This is a genomic window from Bradyrhizobium sp. AUGA SZCCT0176 (assembly GCF_018130145.1).
Lineage (GTDB): Bacteria > Pseudomonadota > Alphaproteobacteria > Rhizobiales > Xanthobacteraceae > Bradyrhizobium.
On the sequence record NZ_JAFCMB010000013.1, the window covers coordinates 95410 to 107171 of the forward strand.

The 11762-nt window shown below is 62.1% G+C and carries 12 protein-coding genes; 3 read left to right on the top strand and 9 right to left on the bottom strand.

Annotated elements, in window-relative coordinates; all coding sequences use genetic code 11:
* Positions 1-3 precede the first annotated feature (3 nt).
* A complete protein-coding gene (locus JQ600_RS25920; protein WP_212490151.1) occupies positions 4-990 on the top strand; it encodes a PDR/VanB family oxidoreductase in 987 nt (328 codons plus the stop codon).
* On the opposite strand, the gene JQ600_RS25925 is transcribed toward JQ600_RS25920, so the two are convergent.
* The 6 genes from JQ600_RS25925 to JQ600_RS25950 form a co-directional block, all read right to left on the bottom strand.
* On the bottom strand, positions 987-2618 hold the full coding sequence (locus JQ600_RS25925; RefSeq protein ID WP_212389829.1) for a GMC family oxidoreductase: 1632 nt from the start codon (positions 2616-2618) through the stop codon (positions 987-989). The two genes, JQ600_RS25920 and JQ600_RS25925, sit on opposite strands and share 4 nt — an antisense overlap.
* A gap of 27 nt (positions 2619-2645) precedes the next feature.
* Positions 2646-3239, bottom strand: coding sequence for a GNAT family N-acetyltransferase (locus JQ600_RS25930; protein WP_212389830.1), 594 nt, complete (start codon positions 3237-3239; stop codon positions 2646-2648).
* 197 nt (positions 3240-3436) lie between these two features.
* A complete protein-coding gene (locus tag JQ600_RS25935; RefSeq protein WP_212389831.1) occupies positions 3437-4363 on the bottom strand; it encodes an SMP-30/gluconolactonase/LRE family protein in 927 nt (308 codons plus the stop codon).
* A gap of 200 nt (positions 4364-4563) precedes the next feature.
* Positions 4564-5706 (bottom strand): hypothetical protein, encoded by a 1143-nt coding sequence (locus JQ600_RS25940; RefSeq protein ID WP_212389832.1) that lies wholly within the window; start codon positions 5704-5706, stop codon positions 4564-4566.
* A gap of 487 nt (positions 5707-6193) precedes the next feature.
* Positions 6194-7030, bottom strand: a complete 837-nt coding sequence (locus JQ600_RS25945) for an AraC family transcriptional regulator (RefSeq protein ID WP_212389833.1) — start codon at positions 7028-7030, stop codon at positions 6194-6196.
* A gap of 133 nt (positions 7031-7163) precedes the next feature.
* A complete protein-coding gene (locus JQ600_RS25950) occupies positions 7164-7466 on the bottom strand; it encodes a hypothetical protein (RefSeq protein ID WP_212389867.1) in 303 nt (100 codons plus the stop codon).
* A gap of 231 nt (positions 7467-7697) precedes the next feature.
* On the opposite strand from JQ600_RS25950, the gene JQ600_RS25955 reads away from it, so the two are divergent.
* Entirely contained in the window at positions 7698-7916 is a 219-nt protein-coding gene (locus JQ600_RS25955; RefSeq protein WP_212266854.1) for a hypothetical protein, read from the top strand.
* A gap of 381 nt (positions 7917-8297) precedes the next feature.
* Here the strand turns inward: JQ600_RS25955 and JQ600_RS25960 are convergent, their stop codons facing one another.
* Together JQ600_RS25960 and JQ600_RS25965 are read right to left on the bottom strand one after the other, a co-directional pair.
* Positions 8298-8471, bottom strand: a complete 174-nt coding sequence (locus tag JQ600_RS25960) for a hypothetical protein (protein WP_212389834.1) — start codon at positions 8469-8471, stop codon at positions 8298-8300.
* A 91-nt stretch (positions 8472-8562) separates the two neighbouring features.
* Positions 8563-9216 carry a glutathione S-transferase family protein gene (locus JQ600_RS25965; protein ID WP_212389835.1) on the bottom strand — a complete coding sequence of 218 codons (654 nt, stop codon included), beginning with the start codon at positions 9214-9216 and terminating at the stop codon, positions 8563-8565.
* Between the two features lie 193 nt (positions 9217-9409).
* Here JQ600_RS25965 and JQ600_RS25970 point away from each other — a divergent pair, with 193 nt between their 5' ends.
* Positions 9410-10633, top strand: coding sequence for a polyhydroxyalkanoate depolymerase (locus tag JQ600_RS25970; protein ID WP_212266986.1), 1224 nt, complete (start codon positions 9410-9412; stop codon positions 10631-10633).
* Positions 10634-10753: 120 nt separating this feature from the next.
* Here JQ600_RS25970 and JQ600_RS25975 read toward each other — a convergent pair whose 3' ends face one another.
* Entirely contained in the window at positions 10754-11704 is a 951-nt protein-coding gene (locus JQ600_RS25975; protein WP_212389836.1) for a helix-turn-helix domain-containing protein, read from the bottom strand.
* Between the last annotated feature and the right edge of the window lie 58 nt (positions 11705-11762).

Sequence of the window (11762 nt, forward strand, 5' to 3'; positions counted from 1 at the left end):
GTCATGCGCTTTGCCGAACAATGGAGCTGGTGCACGGTCGAGGATATCCGCGACGTTGCGCCCATGATCCGCGAATTCCGCCTGCGCCCTGACGGCGGCGTGGCGCCCTACCCGGCCGGCAGCCATCTCAACGTCGCGGTGCTGATCGACGGACAGCCCGCACGGCGGTCCTATTCGCTGGTCGGCGACCGCGATCCACACAGCTATCGCATCGCGGTGCGGCTGGCGCCGGACAGCCGTGGCGGCTCGCGCGCGATGTGGAGTCTGAAGCCGGGCGCGCGGATCGAGATCTCCAATCCGACATCGCTGCTCGAGATCGACTGGAACAGGCAGAATTATTGCCTGATCGCTGGCGGCATCGGCATCACCCCGATATCAGGCATCGCCAGCGCGCTGCAGCGGCGGAATATCGACCTCACCCTGCACTACGCGGTGAAGTCGCGCAGCGATGCCGCTTATCTCGACGAACTTTCATCCGTACTCGCTGACCGGATGGTCGTCCACGCCAGCGACGAAGGCGCACGGATCGATCTCGATGCCACCTTCCGTGCGCTGCCATCGGATGCGATTGCCATCATGTGCGGGCCGATGCGGATGCTGGAAGCGGCGCGGCGTGCCTGGAACGAGGCCGGGCGGTCTCCCGCCGATCTGCGCTACGAGACATTCGGCTCCAGCGGCCTGCTGCCGACGGCGGAATTCCGCGTCCGCCTGAAGGACACCGGCGCCGAGCTTGTGGTCTCGCCCAACAGCTCGATGCTCGACGTGCTCAACGACGCCGGCTTCGAGGTGATCTCGGACTGCCAGCGCGGCGAATGCGGCGTCTGCGCGGTCGACGTCATCGCGGTCGACGGCGAGATCGACCACCGCGACGTGTTCTTCAGCGACCAGCAGAAGCGTGACAACCGCAAGATCTGCCCCTGCGTGTCACGCGCCGTGGGCGTGGTCACGATCGACACGCTGTACCGGCCTGAGCCACCTCTGCGCGGCTAGACCCGCGCCGCCTCCGGCGCGGCCTTGCCGCGGATCATGTCGGAGGCCTTGTCGGCGATCATCATGGTCGAGGCGTTGAGATTGGCGGAGATCATCCGCGGCATGATCGAGGCGTCGACCACACGCAGGCCCTGCAGCCCGTGCACGCGCAGCTGGTCGTCGACGACAGCCCATTTGGTATCCGCCGGTCCCATCCGGCAGGTGCAGCCGGGGTGGAACGTGGTGGTGCCGCGCTCGGTGGCAGCGGCGAGAAACTCGTCGTCGCTTTGCACTTTCGGTCCGGGGAAATCCTCATAGGCGTAATATTGCGACAGCGGCGCGGAGGCGAGCAGCCGGCGCGCCAGCTTCATGCCGGCGACGACGACGCGGCGATCGAGCTCCTCGACCAGATAATTGGTCTGGATGATCGGCGGCGCAAACGGATCGGCCGAGCGGATGCGGACATAGCCGCGGCTTTCCGGGCGCTGCTGCCATGAGGCGATGGTCATGCCGGGCTCGTCTTCGAGCTGACCCTGCACGCCCTCCTTGTAGCTTGCGGGCGTGAACGTCAGCTGCAGGTCGGAGCTTTCGGTGGTCTCGCCGGAATGCCAGAAGCAATAGACCATGGTCGGCGACAGCGACAGCAGCCCGCGCCGCGTCGTCGCCCACTTCAGCGCCTCGACCCAGAGGCTGAGCCCGCGCCGGAGTTCGTTGATGGTCCTGATGTTCTTGACGCGCGCGACCGAACGCGGCGCGTAATGATCCTGCAGACCCTCGCCGACGCCGGGCAATGCATGACGGACCTCGATGCCGTGCGACTGCAACAGCTCCGGCGAGCCGACGCCGGACAATTGCAGCACCTGCGGCGAATTGTAGGTGCCGCCGGACAGGATAACTTCCTTGTTGGCGCGCACTTCGGTGGGCGTGCCGCCCTTGCCACCCTTCAGGTAGCGAACGCCGACCGCGCGCTTGCCCTCGAAGATGATGTTGGTGACGTGCGCATGGGTCCGCACATCGACATTCCCACGCTTCACCGCCGGATGCAGGAACGCGGTCGCGGCGCTGACGCGCAGGCCGTTTTTAATGGTGCGCTGGGCGTAGGAAACGCCCTCCTGGATCGCGCCGTTGTAATCGGGGTTGCGCGGAATGCCGAGGCTCATGGCGCCCGCCATGAACGCCTCGCAGAGCGGATCCCGCCAATCCATTGTCGTGACGGTCAGGTTGCCGTCGCGCCCGCGAAAGGTTTCATCGCCCTCGCCGACGCGCCGCTCCAGCCGCCTGAAATAGGGCAGTATGTCCGGATAGCCCCAGCTGCGATTGCCGAGCTGCGCCCAGGTATCGAAATCCTGGCGCTGGCCGCGGTTATAGATATGGCCGTTGATCGACGACGAACCACCGAGCGTCTTGCCGCGCGGCGCGTAGATGCTGCGGCCGCCGGTCCAGGGGCCGGGCTCCTGCTGATACGCCCAGTTGATGCTCTTCATATGGAACGTCTTGATGAAGCCGGCCGGCAGATGGATGTAAGGATGCCAGTCCTTGCCCCCTGCTTCGAGCACGCAGACGCGGGTGCCCGCATCTTCGCTGAGGCGATTGGCGAGCACGCTGCCTGCGGAGCCCGCGCCAATGATCACATAATCGAACGTTTCCATCACACTTTTTTCCGCCGCGGGCTAAAACTACCGCAGTCTATCGTTGAGTTGATAATTGAGATGCGCCTTCACCGTCGGCCACTCGCTGGCGATAATGCTGAAGACCACGGTATCGCGCAACGTGCCGTTCGGCGCGATCACATGGTTGCGCAGGATGCCATCCTGCTTGGCACCCAGGCGTTCGATGCCGCGGCGGCTCTGCTGGTTGAAGAAGTGGGTGCGGAACTCCACCGCAATGCAATCGAGCTGCTCAAACGCGTGCGTCAGCAACAGCAATTTGCACTGCGTATTGACGGCGCTGCGCTGCACGCGCTTGGCGTACCAGGTGGAGCCGATCTCGACGCGCCGGTTGGCGGCATCGACATTCATGTAGGTCGTCATGCCCGCGATCTTGCCATCGGTATCGAACACAGTGAACGGCAGCATCGAGCATGATGCCTGCAAGCCGAGCCGGCGATCGATCTCCTTGGTCATGTCTTCCGGCGCCGGCACGAAGGTGTACCAGAGATTCCACAGTTCGCCGTCGCGCACCGCTTCGGTGAGGCCGTCGCGTTGATCGTGCGACAGCGGTTCGAGCCGCGCGTAGGCGCCGCGAAGGGTAACCGGTTCAAGCCAGGGCATTCAAAACTCCGAAGTCGTCGTTGCGAGGAGTGTAAGCGCAATTTCAGAGATCGTCATTCCGGGATGGTCCGAAGGACCAGACCTCAGGTGCGCAATTGCGCATCCGGGGAATCTCGAGATCCCCCGATGCGCAATTGCGCATCTGTGGTTCGATGCTTCGCATCGCCCCGGGATGACGATCGCGTTTTGCGCGATCGTCACTTATTCAAGAAATTCAGCGGCAGGCCGGGGCGCGGCCAGTCCATCGCGACCAGTTCGCCCTTGGTTGACAGCGTGATGTAGGCAGTCTTCAGGTCGGGCCCGCCGAAGGCGATATTGGTGGTCATGCGGTCGCCGGTCGGCACCTGCTCGACCAGCGTGCCGTCGGGCGCGATCACCGAGATGCAGCCCGAGATCAGCGTCGCCACGCAGACATTGCCTGAGGCTTCGACCGCAAGCGAGTCGAACATCTGATAGCCGCCGAGGCCCGTGATCGGCTTGCCGCGTTCACCGCGATAGATCGGCTCACGCGGCTTCAACATGCCGGGCGCGGAAAGTTCGTAGGCCCATAGCCGCGCGGTCGGAGTTTCGGCGATGTAGACGGTGTTTTCGTCTGGCGACAGCCCGATGCCGTTGGCCGGCAGCACACCGTGCACGATTTCGACGATCTCCTTCATGCCGGGCTTGACGTAGTAGACGCCGCCGACATCCATGTCGCGAGCCCGGCGCTTGCCGAGTTCGGAGAACCACAGGCCACCGTGCTTGTCGAAAACGAGGTCGTTGGGACCCCGCAGCGGATACTCGCCGCATTTGTCGACCACCGTCTCGACCTTGCCGTTCGAGAGGTCGACGCGCTGGATCGAGCCACCGAGATAATCATCGGGCTGCGGACCCGGCATAATCACCTTGCCCGTCGGAATCCAGCTAAAGCCGCCATTGTTGCAGAAGTACATTTTTCCGTCGGGGCCAAGCGCCGCGCCATTGGGGCCACCGGGGACTTCCGCGACCACCTCCTTGCGCCCGTCCGGCCAGATCCGTGTCAGCCGCCGGCCGCGGATTTCGACCAGCACGACCGATCCGTCCGGCATGACCACCGGGCCTTCCGGAAACTCCAGATCGGTGGCGAGAACGCGGATATTGGCCATGAAATCCTCCCGGCTTGCTTTTGGCTGCAGGCGGATTTTTGGCTCGACCCCGCACGCGCAACATTTCGTTGCGTGATGTTATGGCAAAGCAGATCACGCTTGCCAACCCGACGACCTGCGCAACAGGTATGCCGCGCTCCCCGGCCGCGCCACCAGCGAACGGATACAGTACAGCAAAAAGGCGTATGCGCCTTTTCAGTTCACTCGTACAAATACCCGACCGGCTTGCCTTCGTTACGCAGCGGACGAACGTCCTTCCGCGTGATGATTTGACCAGCCAGGCCGTCAATTTCGTCGCGCTGCGTCGGCGTCCAGCTGCGAAGATTTTCCATGCCTTTCAGCAAGCCCAGTCGGAGGATTTGGGTATTTTCGCTTAAGCCCACCAGATCGATCGTGTTCTTGCCCGCCGTGACCGTATCGCCGGTCGCAAGTTCAAAATTCTCCCCCGCGCCATTCGTGAATTGGGCTGTGCCGCGAATGACGCGATAGATGACAACCTCACCTTTCCCAAGAAAGGCGGTTTCCGCTGCTGCGGAGGTGCTCTTCGGCAGCAGCGACTGGCCACGCGGATCGGTCGCGATGATATGTCCAGTTGTAAGGCGGCCGCTCGGAATCTCTATACCGATATCGCGCACGTAAACAGGCCCGGCGGATTTGATCGGCGAACCTGCCGGCAGCGGCTTGTAGAGTGCTTCCAGCTCCAGCGGATCCTGCAGCCAGAAACAGGCATCGGCAGGACGGTCATGCAGCGGATGGCTCCAGGCTACACGCGGCGTTTCCTCTTCGTTGATGTGATCATGATCCACCACCGTCGGGTTGGGGAAGGTCGTGGGATCGGTGATGAAGGCTTCAAGAAATTTGCCGGAATAGCCCATCGACATCGGATCCGGCACCACCGTCTGCGGCGTTTTCAGGTTTTCTTCGGTGGACAGTCCCGACCATGTGTAGAAGAGCTGGCGATGCACGATCGCGCTCTGCAGCATCACCGCACCGGGACCAACGTAGTAAAATCGGCCATCGTAGTCGAAGGTGAACACGCCAGACGTGACCAGCACGAGTTGGTAACCGCCGGGTGGAAGGTGAAGATGGAAATCGGTGGGGCCCGTATCGGAGCGGTAGATCGGCAGATTTGTCGAAACTTCGTGGAGGAGGAAGGTTTCGTTGTTCGCATGGAAACCTTCGTTCGCGCGATTATAGAGGGCTTGCGGGCGATAGGTCGGCTCGTGCAAGGCATCCCGATCGCGATCGATAGCCACGAAGTTCGTTTTATTCAGGCGGAGGGCATCGCCGTCCGGACGAGTAAGGCCAGGCCATTTGAGATCAACCGCGGCATGTATATTCATGGCGTCCTCCAATCCCTGAACTTCAGCGCGACCTCGGGCCTGTTCAAATGCGCTGCTCAGCTTTGGCAGAGCGCTTGGAGTCGCCGGTCGACGCTGACGGGCTCATGCTGCAATGCGAATTCCGGGCCAGTTCGAGCACGGAGCATCGCGCCGATTCCCAAGGCATTCTTTGGGGCAGGACGATTGAAAAAAATTCAAGGCGTACAGGACGTTAGACAGCCCGCCGCTTGACGCTGCCTTGCCCCTCATCGCCAACTTCGCAACTCCAGGGAGAATTAGCGAGAGTTGCCTTGCGTAAATTGTCAGCAAGCCTTGCCAGGAAACGCGCAGCTGGATGCCGCGAGACTGATCTGCCGCCACGCGCTGCTTTGGTCATGCGGTCTACTCATCCCGGAGAGAGCTCATGCCCGGCGCGTCGGCTCCGCGCTCCGGCGCTCGCCCCGAAGGTGATGGATTTCGCTTCCGCCAACTCATTCCACGAGCCGTCCTACTCCCTCACCGGTATCCATATCTCGAGCCCGCCATTGCCGGTCGCGGCATCGAACGTCTCGTCATAGCGCTCGAAGTTCGGCGCGTCGGCGGCCTTCATGCCGGACGCCGGCAGCCAGTGATTCCAGATCGTGTTGACGGTACGGCGGATGGTCGAGATGTGCTCGGCGTGGGTAAACACGGCGTATTTCTGTTCGGGAATCCGCACCCGCTGGAATTCGCGCGGCAGGTCGGAGAAATCGGTCACTTCGACGGCGGCGACATAGTCGAAATTGCCGGCATCGTCGGCGTTGCAGCAGACGCCGTAGGCGACCTTGCCGATCCGGCTGGGGACGTTGCCGATGGTCTGATGGAAGCGCTGCCACAGGCTTGGGATGAACGCGCCTTCGTTTTCGTGGGTGCAGCGTTCGCCGATGCCGGCAACGAGCAAGGCCTTGCCGGTCTCGAAACGCGGGGGCTTGAGATGATCGAGCGCGGTTGAAATCATGACGATGGGCTCCTGAAGCTTGCGGCGATCAAGGCACGTTCCTGATCGAACCATCTCGGGCGTGATGCCGAAATGGTCGCGGAACGCGCGGGTGAAGGCTTCGTGAGAGCTGTAATCCGCATCCAGCGCCAGGCTGAGAATGTCAGGCGCGCCGGCCGCAAGCGCACGCGCCGCGTTGCTGAGACGACGCGCACGTACATAGCGCATGACCGAATATCCCGTCGCGGCGGCAAACGCCCGCACCAGATGGAAGCGCGAGACGCCGGCGACCGCCGATATCTCGTCGAGGGTCAACGGTGCGGCGAGATGGCTTTCGATATACCAGAGCGCCTTCTGGGCCGGATTCATCGGTGACAGCTTTCATTCGAAACGGCCGCAACCATGAACGCTTACCGCGCGCCGCATTTGACCGGCGTTGCTCTCGCAGCCGCAATTGCGCCGCTGATTACCGAGGCCGGGCATTATCCCGCAACGGCGGCAATTATTTCGCCGCAGGCGCCGCATCCTTGGCCGCCGGCGCGTCGGCTTTCTTTTTCAATTCCTCCGCCGTCTTCTTCTGCAGATCGTCCACGAACTTCTGCAGCGCGATCACCGTTCCCTTCAGCGCCTCGATCTGCCGGTTGGCGGCGTCGAGCTTCTGCTGATTGTCCTGCGTGATCTTGTTGATGGTCTTTTGCAGGAAGTCGACATTGCTCTGCAGGCAAGAGGTGCGCCGCTCCATGGTTTTTTCGACCGTGCAGATTTCGATGCCGGGAACATCCTGCGCGTAGCTTGCGCAAGGCATTAGCAGCGCTGCAACGGCGACAGCGGTTCTTGCAATCCGGGTAATCATCCAACCCTCACTCAAACTTCATTCGGTCAATCACATTGATTTGCTCGTATCAGTCCGCTGGCTGCAGCGATACCACACTGATACCGCATTCAGGCGGTGAGCTTCCCCTTTATTGGTGTGGATGGACTATCGCCGGGGAACCCAAACGTAAGGTTTGCACGCCCGGCAGTGGAGATTGAACATATGGCAACGCGCGAGAAGCGGCTGGCACAGTTCGATGGCAACGGGGAACCGCCGCCGGACCGGCCGGTGGAGGTGCTGTGCGAGGATCACAGCGGCACGTATCAATTGCCATTCGCCTGCCGCTGGATTGAAGGTCAATGGCGCAATGAGCGGACCGGCGGCGCGGTCGAGGCGACCGTGGTCGGCTGGCGGCTGCCACGGGTGAGCAGTCAGGTTTGACGGGCATTTTCCGGGGCTAGAGCCTTTTCCGTTCCGATTGGAATCGGAACGGGGCTCTAGATTCTTTGTTTTGACGCGTTTTCTTCACGCGAACCGGTGTCCACTTCGCTGGAAAACGCTCTGGGCGGCTGCAGGTCAGCCGGACGCGCGGCGCATTGTTCCAGAATGCGACGATATCGCGCGTCATCCGGAGCGGTCTTTAAGTTTCGGAACGCGGGCGGAACGAATCGCGCCCGAATCACTGCTTGGCGGCTGTACTCCCCTGTTCACGGCTAGATATCGGCTGGAACGTCAGGCGGCGCACCACATGCAGCACCGCCACGATTGGCCGCAACCAGCGGCCGACGACAAAGGTTAATTCCTCGGGGGATGACATCGCGGTCACTTCCAAGGTGTCGGCGGCGAAATGCCGAGGTCGCGATAGAGGAAGTAGTTGCGCGCGATTGCGGTGTGATTCATCGAAGCCTCCACGGTTCTTCGCGAGATCGCGACCACGCAAGGCGTCCAGATTTTCGGCAGCGCCGCATCGTCGCGTTCACAGCTGCATGCTGCCATGCGAAATCCGCACCAATCGCGTTGCACTGCAGCGATCACGGACGGTCACCGCTGAAAGCCCGTCAAACGGGCACAGCGCCGGGTGCACTGCCTAATATTCGACCTCGAGCTCCTCGATGTCGGCGGGCTCGGCCTTGGCGGCTTCGATCCACTCGACCATCTCGGGCATCACCATGATGGTTTTTGCGTAGGCTGCAAGCTTCGGGTCGAGCTTGACGTCATAGGTCATGAAGCGGGTCACGACCGGCGCGTACATCGCGTCCGCCATGGTGCGCTCGCCGAACAGGAACGGCCCGCCGGATTGGGCCAGGCACTCGCGCCAGATGGTGCAGACCCGGTCGATATCGGACTGTGCGCGCGACCAGATCTTGAAGTTCGGGAAATGGCCCTTGAGATTGACCGGCAGTGAGGCCCGCAGCGTGGTGAAGCCGGAATGGATTTCACCACAGATCGATCGGCAGTGCGCCCGCAGCACGCGGTCCGCCGGCAACAGGCCGGCGTCCGGCATCACCTCGTTGAGGTATTCGCCGATCGCCAGCGTGTCCCAGACGGTGGCGCCCTCGTGCCGCAGGCACGGCACCAGGATCGATGACGACAGCAGTAGGATTTCGGCCCGCGCCGACGCATCGTCGGGTGCGGTCACGACCTCTTCGAAGGGGAGCCCTGAGAACTTCGCGAGCAGCCAGCCGCGCAGGGACCAGGACGAATAGTTCTTGCTGCTGATGGTTAGTGTCGTATTCGCCATAGGGCCTTCCCTCACGCCTGAACGTCTACCGCAAGGCTAAGTGGACGGCCGCGCCAGCGCGCCGCCGCCGATAGCTTACGCCGGTCACGTGCGCCGGTCACGTTCCGCAGCAAGCCACGTGCCAGTTTTTCGGGCGGTTCGCTCTGCTTTGGCTTCGATATTGCATGGCATCATCGGGCAAGGGCGGATGGGTATGATGTCATTGATGTACCAAGCTTATCAGAACCATATGGACCTCACGGCGCCGTGGCGGACCGGGGCCGGAGCGGCGCTGAAATATCTCAACCTCGTGCCGCAAGGCGTGTCCGACAAGGCGTTCGGGCGGCTGGCCGCGGCGCTCGAACTGATCTCGCGCACCTCGCTGACCTACACCCGCCCGGCCTACGGCATCGACAAGGTCATGGTCGGCAATCAGGAATTGGAGGTGACCGAGGAAGTCACCTTTGCCACGCCGTTCGGATCGCTGCTGCGGTTCAAGAAGGAGCATGCGCCGGAGCAACCCAAACTGCTTTTGGTGGCGCCGATGTCCGGCCATTTCGCGACGCTGCTGCGCGGCACCGTGAAGACCTTGCTGCAGGACCACGACGTCTACATCACCGACTGGCATAATCCGCGCGAGATCCCGCTCAATGCCGGCCGCTTCGGCCTCGAGGATTATACCGACCACCTCATCACCTTCCTCGACAAGATGGGCCCGCGCTCGCACATGGTGGCGATCTGCCAGCCCTCGGTTTCGGCGCTGGCGGCGGCGGCCGTGATGTCGGAGCAAAATCACCCGGCGCGGCCTGCGACGCTCACGCTGATGGCGGGGCCGATCGACACCCGCATCCAGCCGACCAAGGTCAATGATTTCGCCAAGAGCAAACCGATCAAATGGTTCGAGGAGAATTTGATCAACTACGTGCCCGTTCAATGCAAGGGCGCGTTCCGCCAGGTCTATCCGGGCTTCGTGCAGCTCACGGCGTTCGTCTCGATGAACCTCGAGCGTCACATCAAGCAGCACATCGATCTTGCCCAGCATCTGGCCAAGGGCGAGAAGGAGAAGGCGGAAGTCATCAAGACTTTCTACGACGAATATTTCGCCGTGATGGACCTGCCGGCGGAATTTTACATCGAGACCGTACGCGACGTGTTTCAGGAGCATCTGCTGCCGCTGGGCAAGCTGATGCATCGTGGCAAGCCGGTGAACCCGGCCGCGATCAAGCGCATGGGCCTGATGACGGTCGAAGGCGAAAAGGACGACATCTGTTCGATCGGCCAGACACTGGCCGCCCAAGACCTCTGCACCGGCGTGCGCGCCTATCGCCGCGTCCATCACATGCAGGCCGGCGTCGGCCATTACGGCGTGTTCTCCGGAAAACGCTGGAACAACGAGATCTATCCGCTGCTGCGGGATTTTGTTCATGTGAATTCGTGAGGCGGGACGCTTTCGCTTCGCGTCGTCGCAGGGACGACGTGAGGTGGGATTCTGATTCTCAAACGGCGTGAGGGCACGCGTCGGCATTTTCGCGGCGCGATGCGCCCGAAGTTTTCAAAATCATCCGCCCTCAAGATCGGAGAGCGCAGGGCTTTCCGCCGCACCTTGTGCTTCGCGGCGCCACGCGGCCGGGCTGACGCCGACCAGGGCCGAAAATACCCGCGTAAAGTGGCTTTGATTGGCAAACCCGGCGGATACTGCGATCTCCGCAAGCGACAGGCCACGGACGGTCATCAACTGCTTGGCGGCGTCAACGCGCTGGCGAAGGAGCCACTGGTGTGGCGGCAGGCCGACGGACGCCCGAAACGCTCGAGAAAAATGGCTGACCGACAGGCCCAATTCAGCCGCGATCTCCTGCAGCGTGAGTTTGCCACTGAGATCAGACTGGAGCCGTTCGCAGGCCCGCTTCGTCTGCCACGGAGCAAGGCCGCGATACACGGGTTCGGCATTGCGAAGCCCGCCATACGCCCGAGCGACATGCGCTGTGAGCGCCAGCATCATGTGATCGACGAAAAGCTGGTTCGCTTCGGATGGCCGGCGCAATCCCTGCAGGAGCGCTGCGCCGATGTGATGCACGGCGGCGTCGTCAAAGCCGTTGCCGAACTGGCAGTCGAGCTGGCCGACACGCCGCGCGCCGAACCGCTCTGCGACGCCGTTAAGCGCCAAAGCCGGAACATAGAAATGAACGGAGTGGAACGGCTTTTCGATCACAAAGCGCGGATCGCACTTCATGTCGTACAGATATGTCGTGCCTGCCCGGATATTGGGCTTGGCCACGCACTTGCCATGCTCCCAGTATTCGCAGTCGGGATAATCGCGAAGTTTCAAGCTAACGAGATAGGCATCCTCAGGTGCGATGGCGCCGCAAAGGCCCGGCACGGGATTGTCATCCCGCGTTTCGGTGGCTGTGACCTCGACACCGCGCATAGACCGCGTGATCAGCGATGACGGTGTATCCTGAAGGTGCAGCAGGTCCTTGAACGCCTGACCGTGAAAACCGCTCTGTGTCATATGCGTCTACCCATGGGTAACGCGGGATCAGCATCATTGCCGCGCCGTCCCGCATTAT

What these genes read in the sequence shown, in the direction of transcription:
- JQ600_RS25935 (WP_212389831.1), bottom strand. Translation starts at nt 4,363, where the DNA reads ATGGCCAATATCCGCGTTCTCGCCACCGATCTGGAGTTTCCGGAAGGC.
- JQ600_RS25955 (WP_212266854.1), top strand. Translation starts at nt 7,698, where the DNA reads ATGGCAACGCGCGAGAAGCGGCTGGCACAGTTCGATGGCAACGGGGAA.
- JQ600_RS25975 (WP_212389836.1), bottom strand. Translation starts at nt 11,704, where the DNA reads ATGACACAGAGCGGTTTTCACGGTCAGGCGTTCAAGGACCTGCTGCAC.
- JQ600_RS25930 (WP_212389830.1), bottom strand. Translation starts at nt 3,239, where the DNA reads ATGCCCTGGCTTGAACCGGTTACCCTTCGCGGCGCCTACGCGCGGCTC.
- JQ600_RS25920 (WP_212490151.1), top strand. Translation starts at nt 4, where the DNA reads ATGCGCTTTGCCGAACAATGGAGCTGGTGCACGGTCGAGGATATCCGC.
- JQ600_RS25945 (WP_212389833.1), bottom strand. Translation starts at nt 7,030, where the DNA reads ATGAATCCGGCCCAGAAGGCGCTCTGGTATATCGAAAGCCATCTCGCC.
- JQ600_RS25925 (WP_212389829.1), bottom strand. Translation starts at nt 2,618, where the DNA reads ATGGAAACGTTCGATTATGTGATCATTGGCGCGGGCTCCGCAGGCAGC.
- JQ600_RS25940 (WP_212389832.1), bottom strand. Translation starts at nt 5,706, where the DNA reads ATGAATATACATGCCGCGGTTGATCTCAAATGGCCTGGCCTTACTCGT.
- JQ600_RS25965 (WP_212389835.1), bottom strand. Translation starts at nt 9,216, where the DNA reads ATGGCGAATACGACACTAACCATCAGCAGCAAGAACTATTCGTCCTGG.
- JQ600_RS25950 (WP_212389867.1), bottom strand. Translation starts at nt 7,466, where the DNA reads ATGCCTTGCGCAAGCTACGCGCAGGATGTTCCCGGCATCGAAATCTGC.
- JQ600_RS25970 (WP_212266986.1), top strand. Translation starts at nt 9,410, where the DNA reads ATGATGTCATTGATGTACCAAGCTTATCAGAACCATATGGACCTCACG.
- JQ600_RS25960 (WP_212389834.1), bottom strand. Translation starts at nt 8,471, where the DNA reads ATGGCAGCATGCAGCTGTGAACGCGACGATGCGGCGCTGCCGAAAATC.